Genomic DNA, 19,809 nt, shown 5'->3' with positions numbered 1-19,809 from the left:
CCCCGTCCCGCGTCACGGCCCGCTCACCACAGGAACCGTACGAGGGCCGCGGTGGCCGCGCCGAGGGCCACCACGAGCAGGAAGGGCGCCCGCAGGAGCGCCGCGACGAGGGCGACGCCGAAGCCGAGGGCGCGGGCGTCGAGGACGAGTCGGTGGTCGGTGGTGAAGGTCTGGATCGCGACGAGGGCGGCGAGGACGGCGACGGGCAGCAGCGCGGAGATCTCCTGGACCTGCCGCTTCTCCAGGACGGACGCGGGGACGCAGAGCCCGGCGAGCTTGAGGAGGTACACCCCGGCGATGCCGAGGATGATCGCGGTCCACATCAGCGCTTTCCCTTCGGGTCCTGGTCCTTGGCGGTCCGGCCGCGCGCGGCGAGGGCGACGAGGCAGGCGACGAGCCCCGCGACCAGGACGGGGAGGCCGGCGGGCAGGACGAGGGCGGTCACGATGGCGGTGGCCGCGGCGCCGGCGGCCACCGCCCAGAGGCGGGGGGTCCGCAGCCGGGGCATGAGCAGGGCGACGAACGCGGCGGGCGAGGCGACGTCGAGTCCGAGCGCCTCGGGGTCGGGCAGGGCCTCGGCGCCGATCGCGCCGGCGAGGGTGGCGAGGTTCCAGCAGACGAACACGGCGGTGCCGGTCGCCCAGAACGCCAGCCGGGCGGCGCGGCGGGTGGGCTGTCCCATGGCCATACCGGAGCTCTCGTCGAGCACCAGGTGCGCGGCGAGGACCCGGCGGGCTCCGTGGACCCGCAGGAGCTGGGAGAGGGCGAGGCCGTAGAGGCTGTTGCGTACCCCGAGCAGGACGGCGGTGGCGGCGCCGGTGACCGGGTTCCCGCCGGAACCCATGACGCCGATCACGGCGAACTGCGAGGCGCCCGAGAACATCAGCAGGGACAGGACGCAGGACTGCGCGGGGGTGAAGCCCGCGAGGACGGCAAGGGCTCCGAAGGACAGGCCCAGGGCGCCGACGGCCAGTCCGACGCCCACCGAGTCACGGATGACCGCGGTCCTGCGGCGGGGCCAGTCCTCGTCGCCGTCCGGGACGGTGTGCGGCTGGGGGTCGGGTGCGATGGTGCCTCCGCTCATCGGGGGTGCGGTTCTTCCAGGACGACGGTGAGTTCGGCGTGGGCCTTGGCGCAGGCGGCGGTGGCCTCGTCGGCGGTCGGGGCCCAGGAGATCACGTGTCCGAGGCGGTGGTAGGCATTGCGGGCGGGCTGGACCGGCTGTCCGGGTACGGCGGTCACGACGACCTGCCGGACGGCGTCGACGGCGCGCGCGGCCTCGACGCCGTCGACGCGGGCGAGGGTTCCGGCGCGGTCGGTGAGCAGGAACTGGATGACGGCGACGCCGTCGGGGGGTGCCGCGGTGTGGGGGCGCAGGCCCAGCGCGATGCGCAACTGCTGTTCCTGGAGGGTGAGTCCGGTCGTGAGCCGGATCAGTTCGGGGATCATCCCGCCGGCCGGGCGCCCGTTGATCTCGATGACGACCGGGCCGTCCTGGGTGAGGCGGACCTCGGTGTGCGCGGTGCCGTCGGTGAGTCCGACGGCGTCCAGGGCGCGCCGTACGGTGTCGGTCAGCGCGTGCGCGTCGGCCGGGGCGAGCGGTGCGGGGAAGACGTGCCGGTGTTCGACGAAGTGCGGGTGGCCGGTGAGGTGTTTCTCGACGATGCCGACGCACCGGGTCTCGCCGTGCCGGGTGATGGTCTCGACGCTGTACTCCGGGCCGTCGAGGTACTCCTCGATGAGGGCTGCGCCGGCGGTGGACTGGCCGCGGACGTTGGTCTCCTCGGCCAGGATGCGCCGTACCTGGGCGCGTACCTGATCGGGGGTGGTGCAGAGCAGGACGTGGTTCGAGCCGCTGTCGTCGACGGGTTTGGTGACGCACGGCAGGCCGGTGCGGGCCACGGCCGTGGCCACTTCGTCGTCGGTGGTGACCGTGGCGGAGCGGGGCTGGTGGAGTCCGGCGTCGCGCAGGGCGTGCCGGGTGCGGGACTTGTCGCGGCAGCGGGCGACGGCGTCGACCGGGCTGCCGGGCAGGCCGAGCCAGGCGGCGAGTTCGGCGGTGGCGGTGAGGTAGAAGTCGCTGGTGGTGGTGATGCCGGCGATCTGTTCGCGGCGGAACTCGCGCAGGATCGTCTCGCGCAGGGCCGGGAGCGCGTTGGTGTCGCAGGTGAGGACGTCGGCGCCGGTGTCCGTCAGTCCCCGGTAGCGGCCGGGGTCGTTGGTGAGCAGGACGGGGCGCGGGCCGAGGTCCCGGGTGAGGCCGAGGGCGAGCATGCCGGTGCCGGTGGTGTTGGACTCGATGAACAGCAGGCGCTGCCCGTTCTGCGAGCGGTCGATGTCCTCGGCCTTCGACCAGGTCTCGGCGGTCTGTCCGGAGCGGGCCGAGATGGTGGCGGGGGCCGGGGCGGCGGTCTGGGCGTCCAGGGCTTCGGCGGCCCAGTAGCCGTCGTCGTAGATCGTGTCGGCGTACCGGTCCCCGCGGTCGGGCAGGATGCCCACGATGCGGGTTCCGGGCTCGGCGCGGGCCGCCAGGTGCCGCACGACCCGGTAGACGGAGCCCGAGGTGTTGCCCGCGAAGATCTGCTGTTCCCGGGCGAGTTCGCGGGCGGCGGAGAGGGCTTCGCGGTCGTTGAGCCAGTGCACCTCGTGGATGAGGCGCCGGTCGAGGTTGCCCGGCATCAGGCTGTTGCCGAGCCCGCTCTGCCGGCGCCCGGGCCGGTCGGGCTGCCCGAACAGGACGCTGCCGACGCTGTCCACGCCGACCACGCGCAGCCCGGGCAGGGTGTCCTTCAGCGCGCGTGCGGTGCCGCAGAGCGATCCGCCGCTGCCGACGGAGCCGACGAGTACGTCGAACTCGCCCAGGTCGTCGGTGAGTTCGGCGGCGAGCAGCCGGTAGGCGGCGGGGTTGTCGGGGTTCTCGTACTGGTCCGGCCAGAACGCGCCGGGGAGGTCGGCGCGCAGCCGGTGCAGGAGTTCGAGGCGGGCGCTCTGCCAGCCCTTGCCGGTCATCGCGTCCACGATGTGCACCTCGCAGCCGAGGGCGCGGAGTTTGGCGAGGGTGACGCGGTCGATGCGGGGGTCGGTGACGATGTGGACGCGGTGTCCGAGCGCCGCGCCGACCAGGGCGACGCCCAGGGCCATGGTGCCGGAGGAGCTTTCGATGATCGGAGCGCCTTCGGCGAGGGTGCCGCGCCTGCGGGCTTCCGTGATGATGTTCCGGGCCACGCGGTCCTTCATCCCGTACAGGTTCTGGAACTCCAGCTTGAGGTAGGTCTCCACGCCGTCCGCCGCCGCGACGGGGGCGCGGATCACAGGGGTGTGTCCGATCGCTGCTGTGACGCTCTCAAAGAGCATAGTCGCCTCCGGCAAGTCCGGTTCGCCGCACGGTGGATGACGGTTCGTCACAGGTGCGGAACACGGTGATGGCGCCGGGCAGTTCGGCGCACTGGGCGCGGGCCCGTTCGACGCGTTCCCGGTGGCCGGCCGGGTCGGTGCGTCCGTCGATCAGGATCCCGAGGTAGGTGCCGCTGTGCGCGACGGCCAGGCCGAGCCCGCCGACCTCCCGGCAGATCTTCCGCATCCGCTCGAACCGCAGACCGGGTACGGGGCCCAGGTGCAGTTCGGCGCTGCGGGTGGCGATCTGTCCGACCGTGTCGAGGTCGCGGGTGCGGACGGCGGTGGAGATGGCGTCGAGGAGTACGGCGTACTCGCGGCGGGTGCGGCGGTCCGGCGCGGGGGCGGTGCGGTTGAAGCGGACGGTGTCGACCGTGCCGCCGCTGTCGTGGGCGACCACGGTCAGCGCGGGCAGGAAGCCGAGCCGTTCGCGCAGCCGTACCTGGCGGTGGTAGTAGCTGACGACGCCCGCGTACATGACGCCGTCGGAGGGTTCGATGCCGCGCAGGAAGCGTTCGGTGGTCTCCTCGTCCAGGGGGACGGCGAGGGCGTCGGCGACCGCGCGGGCGGTGGCGACCAGGTCGGCCGAGGAGCTGGCGAGGCCCTTGCCCTCGGGGATGCGGCCGGTCAGTTCGAGGATGCCGCCGTCGTGGCCGTAGGCGCGCAGCATGCGGGTGGCCAGCTGTTTCGCCTTGGTCTTGCCGGTGGGGTGGACGGAGACGGTGGCGGCGGCGGTGGGCCGGAACGTGGCGTGCGCCCAGGCGTCGAGGGGGAGGGTGACCAGGAAGCGCCGCCCGTCGGGCAGCATGCCCTGGAGGAGTTCTCCGAAGGTTCCGTTGGCGGTGCCGAAGCCGGTGGTGGGGCTCATACGAGGCCCAGCAGGCGGTCGGTCCCGGTGAGCGCGTCGTGCACGCGGGCGTCGCGCGCGTCCCAGGCCGATGCCGCGTCCTGGAGGACGTCGGCCTGGTCGGCGAGCAGGCGGCGTACCTCGGCGGGGTGGGTGGAGCCGGCGGAGCGTTTCCGGTGGACGCTGCCGGGCACGTCGAAGGCGGCGGCGAGGGCCTGTTCGGGTGCGGCGAGCGTGTGGCCGTGGTCCTGGGCGGCGCGGCGCAGCAGGTCCGGGCGCGGCTGCCGAGGGGTCAGGCCCTGTTCGAGGGCGGCCTGGATGTAGGTGCCGGCCACCACCTGCGCGGTACGCCAGGGGATGCCCTCGGCGAGGGTGAGCTGGTTGGCGAGGGTGAAGCCGCCGACGTACTCGCGTGCGCAGGCCTCGGCCATCTTGTCGGTGCGGAGGTCGAGGTGTCCGGCGACGGCGGTGGCCAGGGCGAGGACGGAGCGTGCGGTCAGGAAGGCGGACAGGAGGTGGGCGCCGGCCTCCTTGGAGACCTCGACGGAGTTGGCGTAGGCGGTGTTGCGCTGTCCGGCCAGGGTGTCGACGTGGAAGGCCGTCAGGTGCGCGGTCCTGCCGCGGATGCGTTCCAGCAGCGGGAAGTTCTTCTTCTGGGGCATCGCCGACGAGATTCCCGCGTAGGCGTCGGGCAGGTCGAGGAAGCCGTACTCGCTGCCGCCCCAGGTGATGAGGTCGGTGGTGAAGCGGCTCAGGACGGTGCCGAACAGGGCGAGTTCGCCGGTGATCCGCATGGCCCAGCCGCGGGACGCCACCGCCATCAGGGCGTGGCGGCGCGGGGTGCGGAAGCCGAGCAGGCGGGCCGCGCCGTGGCGGTCCCAGTCGAGTTCCTGGCCGGCCATGGCGCCGGCTCCCAGGGGGCACTGGTCGATGTCGTCGTAGGTGGCCAGGAGGCGGCCTGCGGTCTCGACGACTTCCTCGGAGAGGGCCGCGAGGTAGTAGCCGGCGGTGATGATCTGTGCCGCCTGGGCGTGGGTGTAGCCGGGCATGACGGTCTCGGTGTGCCGGGCGGCCGTCCGCCGTACCGTCTCGCCGAAGGTCAGCAGGGCGCGGGCGGTCAGGGCCAGCTGGTGGCGGGCGAACATGAGTTGGGCGCAGGCCTGGAGGTCGTTGCGGCTGCGGTCGGCGTGCCAGGCGACGACCGGGTCCGTCAGCCGGTCCGCCACGTGGCGTTCGACGGCGAAGGCGATGTCCGACAGGTTGCGGTCGGGGTCGGCGGTCAGGGTGTCGGCGGTGATCTCGTGCAGGGCCTTGCCGATCCGGCGGGCCTCGTCGGCGGTGATCAGCTCCATCCGCCGGTACTCGACGGCCAGGACCTTCTCGATGGCCACGTACCAGGGCAGGAGGTGTTCGGTCTCGAAGGCGAACTGCGGGGCGAGGACCTCGTCGTGGAGCAGCCGGTGCGGGGCGGAGGAGACCCGTCCGGAGAGGGGCGTGCTCACGGGTCATCCCTCGTTCTTGCGGAGGGTGAAGGCGAGGCTCTCGTGCTCGTGGAAGTACGGCCGGTATCCGGCGTGCGGGGGTTCCATCCAGCGCAGTCGCTCGACGGAGACGACCTCGTCGGACACTCCGCACTGCGCGAGGTAGGCGTCGAGGTCGGGGCGGTCGTAGAACTTGCAGTAGAAGTCGGCGTGGTCGCGGTACTCCTTGGGGCCGATGGCCACCATGCCGGGGTCCGCGACCTGGCAGTCGGCCATGGTCCACATGTTCGCGACGATGTGGCCGCCCGGGCGGCAGATCCGGTACAGCTCCTGGAGCGCCTTGACCGGTTCGGTGAGGTGGCCCAGGAGGTCCCAGCAGAAGATGCCGTCGACGCCGGCGTCGGGCAGGCCGGTGGCGAAGACGTCGGTCTCCTGGAACAGGACGTTGTCGGCGCCGGCCTTCGCGGTGACCGTACGGGCGATGCGCATCGCGTTGTGGGAGGTGTCGCCGGCCAGCACGATCTTGGCGGCCTGGGCGAGGGGGGCGAGGTTGCGGCCGTCGCCGCAGGGGAGGTCGAGGACGATGAAGGCGGCGTGGTCGGCGAAGAGTTTGGCGGTGTTGACGACGTACGGGACCGGGGGGTCGCCCCAGAGGTTGGCGTGGCCGTCGAGGAGGTAGGCGTCGTTCCACTGCCCTTTGGCCAGCTCGTCGGAGGTGGTGTCGGTGGTCACGGGCGGGCCCTTTCTTCTGGCGTGGTGCGGGTGAAGTGCTCGTACATGTCCGTCACGCAGCGGTGTGCGTCGACGAAGGCGCGTGAGTAACCGGGCGTCGGGATCAGGTGGTTGTAGAAGGTGGCGCCCTCGCACAGCGGGCCGATCAGCCACAGCCGCGGGTCGCCGGTGCCGTCCGGTCCGACCGGGTGGAGTGAGGGGTCGACGTCGGCGGCTGTGACGCTGCCGCTGCCCGGCGCGTACGGCGTCAGCAGGCGGCGCCGGCGCAGCGAGCGGACCAGCGGGCTCGCCGAGGCGGCGAGGTCGGGCCAGGGGGCGTTGCCCGCGCACAGCCAGTCCACGCGCTCCAGGTACGGGACCTCCAGGGTGGTCGACGACACGGTCCAGCCGGGGCCCGGTTCCGCCGGGGCGACGCGGGGAGCCGCGCCGAAGGGGAAGCGGACGATTCCGCTGTCGGCCAGGGCGAGGAGTTCGGCGTACCTCTCTTTCTGCGGGCCGACGACCGCGCGGTTCATCAGCGGCACGGTACGGCTCATGAACATGTCGAGCGAGGCCGGGGTCAGGCCACGGAAGTTGACAGCGTCGCGCAGAATGTCACGGACCTCTCGTACGGCTTCCGCCGCCGCTTTGAGCGGGCTGCCGGAAAGGCCCTTCTCCGCCTCGGTGAGATCGTCTCCCACCGTCCTGGTCAGCCATTTCTGATAGTCGTGGCTGTCGTGCAGTTCCATGCTGTGGGACGGGTCCCACAGGGTGGTCGGGTCGAAAGACGTGTCGAGTGCGTCGAGCACCTCGGGGAGTTTTCCCGAGCGGACTGCTTCGGCGAGGTCCGCCGCCAGTTCCTCTTCCGCTTCGTGCCCTTCCTCGACCAGGGTCCGGCATCGGAGGTGGGCGATCCGTATGTCGCTCAGTATCAGCGGCATGAGCTGCTCGTCGAAATCCAGCGGGCCGACCGACCTCAGCGATGCGACGGTCTCGCGGGTGAGGGCCATCGGCTGGAATCGGCTCGTCATCTCCTCGCGCTTCGGCCGGACCCGGAAGGGCATTCCGGAGCGGGAGTACAGCAGAATCCGGGGTTCCGCTCCGCTGGGCCGATAACGGATCTCGCCGGATTTCCGGGAGAACCGTCCGCCGCGCCCGATGGTCAGGGCGGCGACCACGTCCATCGCGGAGAGCCCGAACCCTCCGACGGCCACCGATTCCCCGGGCGCGATGGCCTCGACGCTCTGCGGCAGCGGATAGGGGTCGGTGACGGCACGCGTCCCGGTCCGCCGGCCGTTTCCGACGTGCCCGAGCGTGAGGAACGCGTAGTCGCTGGTGAGCGCCGTCCCGTCGGCCAGGGTGATCCGCACGCCGGTCTCCTCGTGCGACTGGACGTCGACGGCCTCGGAGCGGTGCATGTGCAGGCGCATTCCCTCCGGGGCCCTGCGGCACGTCCACTCGAAGAACCAGCGCAGGTATTCCCCGAGGATCCGCCGGGGCAGGAAATCACCGGGGACGATGGGACGCCCGCCCGACCGGGTCACCGTATGGCCGTCCTCGGCCAGCCGCAGCCCGCGCGCCGTGACCCAGTCGAAGAGTCCTGGCCCGCTCTCCGCTGCCGCGGCGCCCACGGATTCCGGGCCCGGGAACATGGATATCTCGCCGCAGAGCGTATTCAGGAGCAGATAGTCCGGTTGATCGGTGGCGTGTAATCCTTGACCTGATGACGTGGGGTCGACCAGGTCGACTCTCACGGAAAAGGGGAGGGGTTTCATTCCGAGCCAATGAGACGATCCGCTCCAGAATGCTGCACCCTCGGGACCCCAGACCGATGATCCCCACTCTTAATTCGGAGCCCACCCGCAACCCCCGTAGGCAGCGTTTATCGAACGCGTCCCAGCCTAACCTCCACCACCATGGTCACCACACCGCGATTCGACAATGGCGCATTCCTGCTCCGATTCCCGCCATCGGAGACATCCCCTCCGCTCGCGGAACGCCCCGAGCAGCGCCTATGCCAGTCGCCCGCTCACCCACACCGCCGAGAATCGGCCACACCCATCGAATGATCGACTTTTCCGAATCTCCGGTTCCGGTACGCGAATGCGATTCCCTCTCTTTCCGTCGCCCGTATATATATCCGGTGCCGGTGAACTCCGCCTGGATGTCCAGGCGGAGGTGCCGGGGCCCGCGTCAGAAGGTGAGGTTCCAGGCGTCGATCTTGCCCGTGTCGGAGGCGGCGTTGTCGTTGACGCGCAGCTTCCAGGTGCCGTTCGCGGCCTCCGAGGAGGCGTTGACGGTGTAGGTCTGGGCGATGTTGTCGGCGCCGCTGCCGGTGCGGTTGTGCAGCGTGTAGACGGTGCCGTCGGGCGCCACCAGGTCGACCTTCAGGTCACCGATGTAGGTGTGCTTGATGTCCACGCCGACCTTGAGGGTGGCCGGGGCGTTGCCGGTCACGCCGGTGACGGCGATCGGGCTCTCCACGGTCGCGTTGTCGGCGATGGCGACGTCCGCGAGGTTCTCGAAGTACGCGCCGGGCGGCGGGGTGGCCCCGACGGCCTTGAGGGCGTCGACCTGGCCCTCGCCGAAGAACCCGTTGTTGGCCGTCGTGCCCGTGCAGCGGCTGTCCGAGGGGCAGGCGATGTCGTTGGCCTGGGCGGCCAGCTTGGCGCGGATCTGCGCCGGGGTGATGCCCGGGTCGGCGCTCGCGATGAGGGCCGCGACGCCGGCCACGTGCGGGCTGGCCATCGAGGTGCCGCTCTTGTTGCCGTAGCCGCCGCCGGGGAGGGTGGAGTACACGTTGCTGCCCGGCGCCGAGACGTCGATGACGCCCTGCCCGAAGTTGGAGAACGAGGCCTTGGTGACGCCCGAGCCGTTGGCGGCGACCGTGACCACGCCCGGGAGTTCGGTCGGGATGTCGAGGCAGGCGTTGGTGATGGTGCGGGTGACCGGCGTCGAGTCGTTCGGGCTCGCGGAGTCGGTCGTCTTGTGGGCGAGGTCGTAGTTCTCGTTGCCCGCTGCGGCGACCTGGAGGGAGCCCTTGCTCTCGGCGTACGCCTGGGCGCGCTTGACGCCCTCGATGATGGCGGCCTGGTCGATGTTGTCCGGGCAGTTGAACTGCCACGGGTCCGTGTAATAGCTGTTGTTGGTGACCTTGAAGCCGTGGTCACCGGCCCAGACGAAGCCGCAGATGGTGTTCTCGGCGAAGAAGAAGGAGTTGCCCGGCTCGGCGACCCGGACCGCGGCGATCTTCACCCCGGGTGCCACGCCGACGACGCCCTTGCCGTTCTTGGCCGCGGCGACGGTGCCCGCCACGTGGGTGCCGTGCGTGTCGACGTCCCGCCAGGCTCCGGTACGGGTGTCGGGCTTGCCGTAGGCGCAGGAGACCGAGTCGGCGGCGTCGAAGTTGGGCGCCAGGTCCTGGTGCTGGTCGTCCACTCCGGTGTCCAGGATGCCGACCTTGACGGAGGCGGAGCCCGGGTTCACGGCCCAGGCCTGGTCGGCCTTGATCTGGCTCATGTCGGCCCGGACGGGTTCTCCGGCCGGGGTGGAGGACTGGGAGGGGCTGGTCGGGAGCGCCGGGTTGTAGGCGTCGGCCGGGACGTCCGAGGTGCGGGTGGCGCCGACCTGCTGCACGCCGGGGACGGCGCGCATGGCGGTGGCGAATCCGCTGGACGCCGAGTGGGCGACGATCACGCCGATGGCGTCGAAGCCGGAGAAGACGGTGCCGCCGTTGGCCGTGATCGCGGAGCGGACCGCCGAGGTGTCACCGGGGGCGGTGATCACGAGGTAGGCGCGCGTGCCGGCCACCCAGTCCGCGCTCTGGGCGGCCGGTGCTGCGGCCGGGGCGTGGGCCTTGGCGGCCTGCGCGGTGGCGGGGACGACGGGGAGCGTGCCCGCGAGGGCGCTCGTGGCGCCGAACGGGAGGGCGACGCCGAGGGTGACCGCCAGCGCGAGGGTGCGTCTGGTGCGGCTGGATATGTGGGGTGTCAATGCGTCCTCCGGAGAGTCCGGCCATGCCGAGGGCACCGGCCGGACCGTACGAAACGAATGGTGGATGCAAAATGTCAGGTGCATGACCTTGAAGGGAAGTACCTTTCCGTACAGGACACGGCATGGCCGAAAACAGACGTGCTGCGGGTGTCGGGAGGTCCGGTCGGGCCCGCGGCCTGTCAGCCCGCGCCCCCCGGAGTGACCAGCCCCGTCTCGTAGGCCACCACCACGGCCTGCGCCCTGCTGCCCAGGTCCAGCTTGGTCATCGTGCGGTTGAGGTGGGTCTTGACCGTCGCCTCGCTGATGAACAGCTCGCCGGCGATCTCCAGGTTGGACAGACCTCTCGCGGTCAGCCTCAGCACCTCCACCTCGCGCGCGGTCAACGCGCCCAGATCGGGCGGCGGCTCGTCCGTTCTTCCGGCGCCCGCGGCCTGGTGGGCGAACGCCTCGACCAGGCGGCGTGTGACGCTGGGCGCGAAGAGCGCGTCTCCCCCGCCGACCGCGGCCACGGCGGCGAGCAGCCGGTCCGGCCCCGAGTCCTTGAGCAGGAAGCCGCAGGCACCGGCGCGCAAGGCGCCGTACACGTACTCGTCGAGGTCGAAGGTGGTCAGGACGAGGACCCGGGGCGGCGGGTCCGGGGCTTCGGCGAGGATCTTCTCGGTGGCCGCGACGCCGCTCATGCCGGGCATCCGGATGTCCATCAGGATCACGTCGGGACGGGTCCGTGCGGCCAGGGCGACGGCCTCCTCGCCGTCGCCCGCCTCGCCGACCACCTCGATGCCGGGTGCCGCGCGCAGCAGCCCCACCAGGCCGGCGCGGATCAGGAACTGGTCGTCGACGACGAGCACCCTGGTCATCCCGATGGGTCTCCCCCTTCGCCCACGGTCTGTGCGGAGGTGGGCAGCGTCAGACGCACCGCGAAGCCCCCCTCGCCGCGCGGGCCGATGTCGACCCGCCCACCGTAGAGCTTGGCCCGCTCACGCATGCCCATCAACCCATGCCCGCTGCCCGGCGGAACCTTGTCCGGAATCACCCCCTGTCCGTCGTTCACGACGCTGACCTCCAACTGGCGTGGCCCATAGCGCAGTTCCACGCACGCGGCGGCTCCGGGCGCATGCTTCAGCACGTTGGTCAGCGCCTCCTGCACGACCCGGTACGCGCACAGTTCGACGCCGGGCGCGAGCGGGCGGACCGTGCCCTCGGTCCGCAGGCCGACCCGCACGCCGCCGGACCGTACGCGCTCGACCATCTCCCCCAGGCGCGCGAGGCCCGGCATGGGCGTGGCCGGGGCGCCGTCCTCGTCCGAGGCCCGCAACACCCGCAGCATGCGGCGGAGTTCGTCGAGGGCCTCCGCGCTGGTGCCGGAGATCGTGGAGAGCGCGGCGCGCGCCGTGTCGCGGTCCGAGTCGAAGACGAACCCGGCCAGGCCCGCCTGCACCGAGATGACCGACATGTGGTGGGCCACCACGTCGTGCAGCTCGCGCGCGATCCTGCCGCGCTCCTCGGCCACTTCCCTGCGGGCCCGTTCGGCCTGCTCCGCGCGGAGCCTGCCGGTCAGTTCGGCGCTGCGGCGGGCGATGACGCCGAAGCGCCACAGCACGGCGGGAAAGACGACGGCCTGGCCGACGACGGACGCCATGGAGCCGCCGTCGCTGACCAGTCCCGCGTAGATCCAGACCCCGGCCATCGCGACGGCGCAGACGACGGAGGTCCGCACGGGACGCAGCGACGCCACCGTGTACACGGCGAGCATCGGCCCGAAGGAGTTCACGACGGGCCAGTAGCCGGCGGTGACGTAGCAGAACCACACGAGGTGGACGACGGCGCAGACGGCGACCGGCGCCCTGCCGCGCAGCGCGAGCGGCAGGTTGACCAGCCCGACGAGCGCGTACGCGGGCGCGTCGAGGGAGGACCATCCCTGGCTCGCGGCTTCCTGCCCGAGGAGCACGGACACACCGGCGAGTGCCACGGCGATCAGCGCGTCGGCCGCCAGGCCGGCCCGGACTGGAGGGCGGATCCGCATTGCCGCAGCGTAGCCGGGGGCGTGCGGCGAGACGTCAAACTGCCGCGGTACCGCGAAAGGTGGAGGAACCAGGCGTCTACCGCCGCGGGTCTGCCGGGAGTTCAACCCGCTGCCGGACGCGGCCCGGCATGGACCGCCCGTAGTTTCTTGCCTCAGCACGACGGCGCCGCGGCCGACCACCGGGCGCCACACGGACACGGTCGACACGGGGGCCCGACGGGGGAACCCGGCCGGTGGTCCGGGAAAGGATCCGACACGATGACGGCACGAAAGAGCCTCGCCCTGGCGACGGCCACCGTGGCGCTGGGCACCGGGCTCGCGGTAGCCGCTCCGGCCGCCCAGGCGGCGCCGGTGGCGCAGAGCACCGCCACCTCGCAGACCGGCGCTGCCGCCGCGAAGGCGAGCTGGCACCTGATCTGGGGCCCGAAGAGCCACAAGCCCACCAAGTACTGGGCCACGCAGGACTTCGTCCCGCGCAGCAGCACGCTCGGCGTCAACGCGCGCTGCTGGAACGGCGGCGACGGCACCAAGTACAAGATCGACGTGGTGCGCACCCGCGACAAGAAGGTCGTCAAGAAGGGCGGCTGGGGCTACTGCAACGGCGGCTGGATGACGGTGAAGGCGAAGGCGTCGTCCGGCACGGCGTACTACATGCGCATCTACCTGAAGGGCAAGGCGCACACCATCCAGGCCAAGGCGTACTACTACCGCTGAGGCGGGGGACGGTCGTCGCCGGGCAACCGCGGCGTGACACGACCGAAATACCCGCCCGGCCCTCCCTCCACGGGAGGGCCGGGCGGGATCCCGTGTGCTCGTCCTCGTCCTCGTCCTCGTCCGAGTGCGGTGAGCACCTCGCGGGCGACGCGCTCGCCGCTCTCCACAGCGCCGTCGAGGTAGCCCTGGCTGTGATACGGACCGGCCCCGGCGGCACCTACGCCGTCCAGACCGCAGCACAGACCCCGAGTTCTTCGCGCGACGGTTTGCAGGCACGGTGTACGCCGTGTTGCGCGCACTCCGGCCGCCCGTCGTCACCGCTGCGGCACTCCTGCCAACTGCCGCGACTGGGCCACCAACCGGTCCGCGCTGTCCCAGACCTCGACGTCCTCGTCGAGGAAGCCGCCGGCGAGGTTGCGCGTGGTTTTCGAGACGCGTAGCGGACCGGGGGCAGGGCGGCAGCGGACGTGCACCGTCAGCTCGATCGTGGGCGCCCAGCCGGACAGGCCCAGTTCCAGGATGGTCGGCGGCAGCGCGTCGACCGCCAGCATCAGCGAGAAGGGGTCGGGGTCGCGGCCGTCGGCGAGTCCGAACCAGGCCCGCATCGCCCCCTTGCCGGAGGGCGAGCCGAGTGCCCAGCCCATGGTGGACGGGGCGATCTTCAGTGTCAGCCGGTCGGCGATCGCCGACTGGACGGACTCCGGCGCCGGACCGTCCTCGGAGCCGAAGCACTGCTCGATGGGCGGGATCGCGGGCGGCGCGGCCGTCGTACGGACGTCGTCCGGCAGCGCGTCCAGGTCTCCGTACGCGGCGAGGACGCGGATGCGTTCGACCTCGCGGCCCTGCTCGTCGTGCTGGAAGAGGGATGCCTGGCCCCTCGACAGCGTCCGTCCGGTCCGTACGACGTCCGTGCGCACGACCGCCGGGCCGGGCCGGGGTGCTGTCAGGTAGTGCGCCGAGATGGTGAACGGGTCGGAGTGCGGCAGGGCGTCAGCGAGGGCGCGGCCCACGACGGCCAGCAGATAACCGCCGTTGAGCGCTTTGACGAACGTCCAGTCGGCGGAGAGGTCGACGTCGTAGACCCCGGGGGCCTCGGGGCCGCGCGCGGTGACCGCGGTGCCCCGGTCGAACTCGCTGTCACCGATGGTGGCGCGCACGACGGCTCCTTCTGGCATGGCTGAACCTCTTCGGTAGAGACAACTGAGCGTCAGCTCTGGGCTGGAGCCGGGCCGGGCCGGGCCGGGTGGACCGCAACAGGTCCGTTGCGGCCGTGCCAGCCAGTCAACATCGTCGGCCGGCGATGTGCCTGGCCCTGGCTGTCCTACCGTCGCGGAGTCCCCTGCTTCCGGCGCATCCGAGAGTCGTTCGGCGCCCGCCCGGACCACGGCCTCCTGCTGCTCCACCGCACGGGTAGGGCGCAGAAGCTGGAACTCCCCGTGTCACGAGGCGTCGTGAACCGGCAGGTGGCGTGTCCGGGCCAGGCCCTATTCACACGAGGGGTGTGCTCTCCTCCCCGCGCCGGGCCACCTGGCCGATGAGGATCGCGACGTTGCGGTCGATCCTCCGGGTCTCCGTGACGAGGCGTGGATCGGCACCGATACGCGGGCCCGCGGGCCCGGGTTCGGCGGTGGCGGCCAGGCTGCGCCGCCGGGACCGCAGCGGGCTGACCGGGGTACGGCGCTCCCGGCCAGGCCGCGGTCCGTGCGCCGGGGCAGCGGGTCTTGGTGTGGGTCGTGTGGTGGCGAGGCTTGCGTCGCTTGGGGCGGCGGCCCCGGAACGGAACCCGGACGGATCCGCGGCGTCTTGGTGTGCTTTGTCCGCCCGGCATGTGAGCCCCGTGCCAGCGAGGGTTCCGAGGAGGGCCTGGACGTTCATTCCGGGGCGTTCGTGTTTCGGCGTAAGTGTCACCGCACCGCAGGTGGGCCAGGGCGAGCGGGGCCTGACGTCCGGTCGAGAATCCGTCTGCCAGGAGCCCTCGTCATTGCGCAGGACAGCCCAACTCACGGTCACGCAGGCCCCCTGCCCGTCCCCCGCAGCAGGCCCGCCGGATTTCCTCAGTGTCCGGTCCGCACGGCCGGTGTGCTGGGCTGTTCCGGCTGTTCGTGTTTGGCTCGTTGGATCTGTGCGTAGACCCGTGCCCGGAGTTCTGCGAAGCGGGGGGTGGAGCGGGTGTGGAGTTGGTCGCGTTCGTCGGGGAGGTCGATGTGCAGGTCTTCCTTGACGACGGTCGGGGACTTGGACAGGACGATCGTGCGCTGGCCGAGGTAGACGGCCTCGTCGATGTCGTGGGTCACGAACAGGACGGTGACGCCGAGGTCGCGCCACAGGCGTCGGACGAGGTCTTCCAGGTCGGCGCGGGTCTGGGCGTCGACGGCGGCGAACGGCTCGTCCATCAGGAGCACTTCGGGCTGGTAGGCGACGGCGCGGGCGATGGCGACGCGTTGCTGCATGCCGCCGGAGAGCTGCCAGGGGTAGGCGGCGTGGGCGTCGCTGAGGCCGACGACGTCCAGGGCGTGTTCGACGAGTTCGGCCTGGCGTGCTTTGCCGAGCTTCTTGCCGCGCAGGGGCAGTGCGACGTTCTGCCGGACGGTCATCCACGCGAACAGGGAGCGGCCGTACTCCTGGAAGACGACGGCCATCCCGGGCGGCGGTCCGGTGATCGGCCTGCCCTGGAGGCGCAGTTCACCGCCCGTGGGGTCGAGGAGTCCGGAGACGCACTTGAGGAGGGTGGTCTTGCCGCAGCCGGACGGCCCCACCAGGCAGACGAGTTCGCCCGCGTCGAGGGAGAAGGTGACGTCGCGCAGTGCTTCGACCGTGCGGCCGTGCCCGGTGTAGGTCTTCTGTAGCTTCCGAATGTCGAGCAGGGACATGGGCACCTCCGGGGGAGCCTGTCGGTCAGGAGTCGCGCTGGGCACGGCGCGCACCGTGGTACCAGGCCAGGGCCCGGTTCTCCACGAACCGGAAGAGCTGGGAGAGCAGGAAGCCGAGCAGGCCGAGCAGCAGGACGCCGCTCCACATCTCGGGGATGGCGAACGAGCGCTGGAACTGCACGATCGTGAAGCCGAGGCCGTTGGTGGAGGCGAACATCTCGCTGATGACCATGAGGATGATGCCGATGGACAGGGCTTGCCGCATGCCGGTGAGGATCTGCGGGCTCGCCGAGCGCAGCACCAGGTGCCAGAGCCGGGACGGTCCGGTGATCCCGTAGGAGCGGCAGGTGTCGTCGAGGACCTCGTCGACGGCGCGGACCCCCTCGGCCGTGTTCAGCAGGATCGGCCAGACGCAGCCGCTCGCCACCACGATGATCTTCATGGTGTCCCCGATGCCCGCGAACAGCATGATCACGGGCACGAGTACGGGCGGCGGAACGGCGCGGAAGAGTTCCAGGACGGGTTCCAGCACCTCGCGCAGCACCCGGACCGCGCCGACGGCGAGGCCCACCGCGACGCCCACGGCCGCGGCGAGCAGGTATCCGGCCGTCAGCCGCAGCAGGCTGGGCAGTACGTCCGAATTCAGCCGGTCGAGGGTCCAGACCTCGGTGAACGTGTCCAGGATCGTGGAGAGCGGGGGCAGGTAGAAGTCGGTGCTGCCGGCGCTGGCGAACCACCAGACGGCGAACAGTACGGCGGGCAGGGTGACGGCGAGCAGGACACCGCGTACGGCGCTGCGAACGGACATGTGCGTCTACCTCCCGGTCCGCTGGGACTGGTGCCAGTGCAGCACCCGGCGCTCGACCGCCCGCGCGGCCAGGTTGACGGCGACGCCGACGAGGCCGGTCGTCAGCACCAGGGCGTACACCCTGGGCACCGCCCCGGAGGTCTGGGCGACGGCCAGTTCCTGGCCGAGGCCGGGTGAGCCGATGACGAGTTCGGCGGTGACGGCGAGCACGAGCGCGACGGTCGCGGCGAGCCGTACACCGGTCATGACGTAGGGCAGCGCCGTGGGCCACAGGACGTACCTGATCCGCTCCCAGGCGTTCAGCCGGTAGCTGCGGGCGGTGTCACGGGCCACCGGGTCGACGTCGTGGAGGCCGGCGAGCACCTGGACCAGCATCTGCCAGAACGAGGCGTACACCACCAGGAGCAGTTTCGACCGCAGGTCGGTTCCGTACAGCAGGACCGCGACGGGGATCAGCGCGACGGAGGGGATGGGCCGCAGGAATTCGATGGTGGAGGCGGTGGCCGCGCGCAGCAGGGGTACCGATCCGATGATCACGCCCACGACCGCTCCGGCCACGACGGCGATGGCGAGGCCGATCCCCCAGCCGGTCAGGGTGTCGCCGAGAGCGGACCAGAAGCTGCCCTCACCGAGCATGTTCCCGAGGGCGCGGACCGTCGTGGAGGCCGGGGGGAGGTAGTCGGGGGAGACGAGCGAGGTGCGGGGCAGCGTCTCCAGTACGGCCGCCAGCCCGGCCACCCCGGCCAGTCCGCGCAGGACGGACGGGGCGGGCAGGGGCAGGCGCCGCGCGGTCGCGGGGCTTTTGACGTCCGCGAGGGTCATGAGAACAGGGCTCCGATGTCCGGCTTCTTGTCGCCGAACACGCCGTCCTGGGCGCCGAGCTGGGCCAGTTTCTCCAGGGAGGCGCGGTTCACGGCGGTCGGCCAGTTCGGCAGGATCAGCTTGTCCAGCACGTCACCGCTGATCTTGGTGTAGGTGGTGAGGGTCTTGCGTGCCTCGTCCGGGTGGGCGGACGCGTACTCCAGGGACTCGTTCATCGCCTCGGTGAACTTCTTCACGAGGGCGGGGTTCTGCTGCGCGATCTTCGTCGAGGTGAAGTACGCCGCCACGGTGAGCGCGGGGTCGGTCTCGGCGAAGGGCGAGGCGATGACGCGGGCCCCCTGGCCCTTGGCGATGGTCTGCGAGGGCTCCCCCATCCAGGCGGCGTCCACCCGGCCGTCGTCCAGCGCGGCCGGCATCTGGTCGAAGGGGATCTCGACGAACTTGACCTTCGAGGGGTCTCCCCCGGCCCTGCGCACCGTCTCACGGACCGTCGTGTCACCGATGTTCTGGAGCGTGTTGACGGCCACGGTGCGTCCGGCGAGGTCCTTGGCGGACTTGGCCGGGCTGTCCTTCTTCACCAGTACGGCGGTGACGTCGGCGCCCACCTTGCCGTTGGAGGCGGCCCCGTTGGCGACGGCCTTGATGGGCACGCCCTTGGTCTGGGCGAGCAGCAGGGACGTGGTGTTGCTGAAGCCGAACTGGAACTGGCCGCTCACCACACCGGGGATGATCGCGGCACCGCCTTGCGCGGTGACCGTCTTAAGGCGGATGCCGCGCTTCTCGAAGAAGCCCTGCTTCTGGCCGAGATACAGGGGTGCCACGTCGACGATGGGGATGATGCCGACGGTCACCTCCGTGGTCTTGCCACCGGAATCCGACGTCCCCTGGGCGTCGCCGGAGTCCGACGAACCGCATGCGGTGAGTCCGGCGATCGACAGCACGACCAGGGCGAGACCCGTCATACGCCTGTGCATGAGCTCCTCCTTGAGCAAGAACGGATAACGAGACGCGCTGCCGCACGGGGAGAGAGGTGAAGGGACGAGCCGGTTGGGTCCGTGGGGCTCGGCCGGCGACAGCCATGGGGTCCGGGAGAACCGCTCAGGCGCCGAAGCCGGAACGACCGAGCCCATGCTGTGCACTATCTTGACGACCGCAATCTACACACCTAACTTCGCCGTGTCAGTGCCTGCGACGAAGGAATCCGCCACCGATCCTCCACCCGCCATTCCCTGACGCCGAGGAGTTCCGGCCCATGCCGCACCGCACCCTCACGGCTCCCGCAGCGCCCCCGTCGACGTCCCCGTGCACGAGGGACGGGCCCGGCGCCCCGGCGGGTCTCGACACGCGTACGACCGAAGCCGATCCCCCGTCGGCCGTGACCTCGCCCAGATGGACGTGAACGCCCCGCACGACCGACCGTCACCGGCCGCCCCGAACCGTTTCGCGGGATCACCGGTACGTCCGCAGTCGCTCCTGCTCGCCTTCTTCGGCAACCACGTCCTGAACGAGGGCCCCCTCTACGTCTACTCCGGGAGCATCATCGACATCCTCGCCCGGACCGGAGTGGGTGAACAGGCGGTGCGTTCCACGCTCAGCCGCATGGTCAACCGCGATCTCCTCGCACGCCGCAGGAACGGGCGGCGCATGTACTTCGGGCTCACCCCGCTCGCCACCGAGATCCTCCGCGACGGCAAGCGCCGCCTCTGGCAGACGAGCGTGGTGAACGAGGACTGGGACGGCACCTGGACGCTGCTGGGTTTCTCCCTCCCCGACTCCTGGCACAGCCAGCGCCACGACCTGCGCTCACGTCTGGGCTGGCTCGGTTTCGGACCGCTCTACAACGGCCTGTGGATCGCCCCCGGCCACGTCGACCTCACCGCCGTCATCGACGAACTCGGCGTCTCCGCGCACGTGAAGGTCTTCCACGCCCGCGCCGACGACGCGACCGACATCCGCCTGATGGTCAGCGGCACGTGGGACCTGGACTCCCTGGCCGCCCGCTACACCGCCTTCTCGCGGCGCTGGGCCGCCACCGAGTGGTCCGCGTCGGACGCCATCGCCGTCCGGCTGCGTCTGGTCAGCGAATGGCTGGAGATCATCCGCTCCGACCCCCGACTTCCCGGCCCCTACCTCCCCGCCGACTGGCC

Annotated in this window: 17 protein-coding genes; 2 read left to right on the top strand and 15 right to left on the bottom strand. The window is 71.3% G+C overall.

What is annotated here, in order from left to right:
- Window positions 1-23 precede the first annotated feature (23 nt).
- From AOK24_RS08555 to AOK24_RS08510, 10 genes are all read right to left on the bottom strand, one after another.
- A complete protein-coding gene (locus AOK24_RS08555; protein WP_055719446.1) occupies window positions 24-323 on the bottom strand; it encodes an AzlD domain-containing protein in 300 nt (99 codons plus the stop codon).
- Window positions 323-1,084 carry an AzlC family ABC transporter permease gene (locus AOK24_RS08550; RefSeq protein WP_079056731.1) on the bottom strand — a complete coding sequence of 254 codons (762 nt, stop codon included), beginning with the start codon at window positions 1,082-1,084 and terminating at the stop codon, window positions 323-325. The genes AOK24_RS08555 and AOK24_RS08550 overlap by 1 nt, the downstream gene beginning before the upstream one ends.
- A complete protein-coding gene (locus AOK24_RS08545; protein WP_055719445.1) occupies window positions 1,081-3,354 on the bottom strand; it encodes a pyridoxal-phosphate dependent enzyme in 2,274 nt (757 codons plus the stop codon). The genes AOK24_RS08550 and AOK24_RS08545 overlap by 4 nt, the downstream gene beginning before the upstream one ends.
- The gene (locus AOK24_RS08540; protein WP_055719444.1) at window positions 3,344-4,261 is read right to left on the bottom strand and encodes a GHMP family kinase ATP-binding protein; all 918 of its coding nucleotides are present in this window, start codon (window positions 4,259-4,261) and stop codon (window positions 3,344-3,346) included. The genes AOK24_RS08545 and AOK24_RS08540 overlap by 11 nt, the downstream gene beginning before the upstream one ends.
- Complete coding sequence (locus tag AOK24_RS08535) at window positions 4,258-5,742, bottom strand: argininosuccinate lyase (protein WP_055719443.1); 1,485 nt, start codon at window positions 5,740-5,742, stop codon at window positions 4,258-4,260. Before AOK24_RS08535 ends, AOK24_RS08540 begins: the two co-directional genes overlap by 4 nt.
- Before the next feature lie 3 nt (window positions 5,743-5,745).
- Entirely contained in the window at window positions 5,746-6,453 is a 708-nt protein-coding gene (locus AOK24_RS48375; RefSeq protein ID WP_055719442.1) for a class I SAM-dependent methyltransferase, read from the bottom strand.
- A complete protein-coding gene (locus tag AOK24_RS08525; RefSeq protein ID WP_079056729.1) occupies window positions 6,450-8,207 on the bottom strand; it encodes an FAD/NAD(P)-binding protein in 1,758 nt (585 codons plus the stop codon). Before AOK24_RS08525 ends, AOK24_RS48375 begins: the two co-directional genes overlap by 4 nt.
- 418 nt (window positions 8,208-8,625) lie before the next feature.
- Complete coding sequence (locus AOK24_RS08520) at window positions 8,626-10,425, bottom strand: S8 family peptidase (RefSeq protein WP_206191163.1); 1,800 nt, start codon at window positions 10,423-10,425, stop codon at window positions 8,626-8,628.
- 179 nt (window positions 10,426-10,604) lie between these two features.
- On the bottom strand, window positions 10,605-11,282 hold the full coding sequence (locus AOK24_RS08515; protein ID WP_055719440.1) for a response regulator: 678 nt from the start codon (window positions 11,280-11,282) through the stop codon (window positions 10,605-10,607).
- Window positions 11,279-12,448: a sensor histidine kinase gene (locus tag AOK24_RS08510; protein ID WP_055719439.1), complete on the bottom strand. Its 1,170-nt coding sequence runs from the start codon at window positions 12,446-12,448 to the stop codon at window positions 11,279-11,281. The genes AOK24_RS08515 and AOK24_RS08510 overlap by 4 nt, the downstream gene beginning before the upstream one ends.
- 258 nt (window positions 12,449-12,706) lie before the next feature.
- Between AOK24_RS08510 and AOK24_RS08505 the strand changes: the two genes are divergently transcribed.
- The gene (locus AOK24_RS08505) at window positions 12,707-13,162 is read left to right on the top strand and encodes a hypothetical protein (protein ID WP_055719438.1); all 456 of its coding nucleotides are present in this window, start codon (window positions 12,707-12,709) and stop codon (window positions 13,160-13,162) included.
- Window positions 13,163-13,476: 314 nt separating this feature from the next.
- On the opposite strand, the gene AOK24_RS08500 is transcribed toward AOK24_RS08505, so the two are convergent.
- From AOK24_RS08500 to AOK24_RS08480, 5 genes are all read right to left on the bottom strand, one after another.
- On the bottom strand, window positions 13,477-14,337 hold the full coding sequence (locus AOK24_RS08500) for a thioesterase family protein (RefSeq protein ID WP_055719437.1): 861 nt from the start codon (window positions 14,335-14,337) through the stop codon (window positions 13,477-13,479).
- Between the two features lie 879 nt (window positions 14,338-15,216).
- Window positions 15,217-16,032 (bottom strand): ABC transporter ATP-binding protein, encoded by an 816-nt coding sequence (locus AOK24_RS08495; RefSeq protein WP_206191162.1) that lies wholly within the window; start codon window positions 16,030-16,032, stop codon window positions 15,217-15,219.
- 25 nt (window positions 16,033-16,057) lie between these two features.
- The gene (locus AOK24_RS08490) at window positions 16,058-16,840 is read right to left on the bottom strand and encodes an ABC transporter permease (RefSeq protein ID WP_055719436.1); all 783 of its coding nucleotides are present in this window, start codon (window positions 16,838-16,840) and stop codon (window positions 16,058-16,060) included.
- Between the two features lie 6 nt (window positions 16,841-16,846).
- On the bottom strand, window positions 16,847-17,662 hold the full coding sequence (locus tag AOK24_RS08485) for an ABC transporter permease (RefSeq protein ID WP_240553742.1): 816 nt from the start codon (window positions 17,660-17,662) through the stop codon (window positions 16,847-16,849).
- On the bottom strand, window positions 17,659-18,636 hold the full coding sequence (locus AOK24_RS08480; RefSeq protein ID WP_055719435.1) for an ABC transporter substrate-binding protein: 978 nt from the start codon (window positions 18,634-18,636) through the stop codon (window positions 17,659-17,661). Before AOK24_RS08480 ends, AOK24_RS08485 begins: the two co-directional genes overlap by 4 nt.
- 415 nt (window positions 18,637-19,051) lie before the next feature.
- Between AOK24_RS08480 and AOK24_RS08475 the strand changes: the two genes are divergently transcribed.
- Window positions 19,052-19,809: PaaX family transcriptional regulator (locus AOK24_RS08475; protein WP_055719434.1), on the top strand; the 758-nt coding region annotated here is incomplete at its 3' end.

This window comes from Streptomyces niveiscabiei (genome assembly GCF_001419795.1).
Classification (GTDB): domain Bacteria; phylum Actinomycetota; class Actinomycetes; order Streptomycetales; family Streptomycetaceae; genus Streptomyces; species Streptomyces niveiscabiei.
This window is presented reverse-complemented; position numbering and strand designations above follow the sequence as displayed.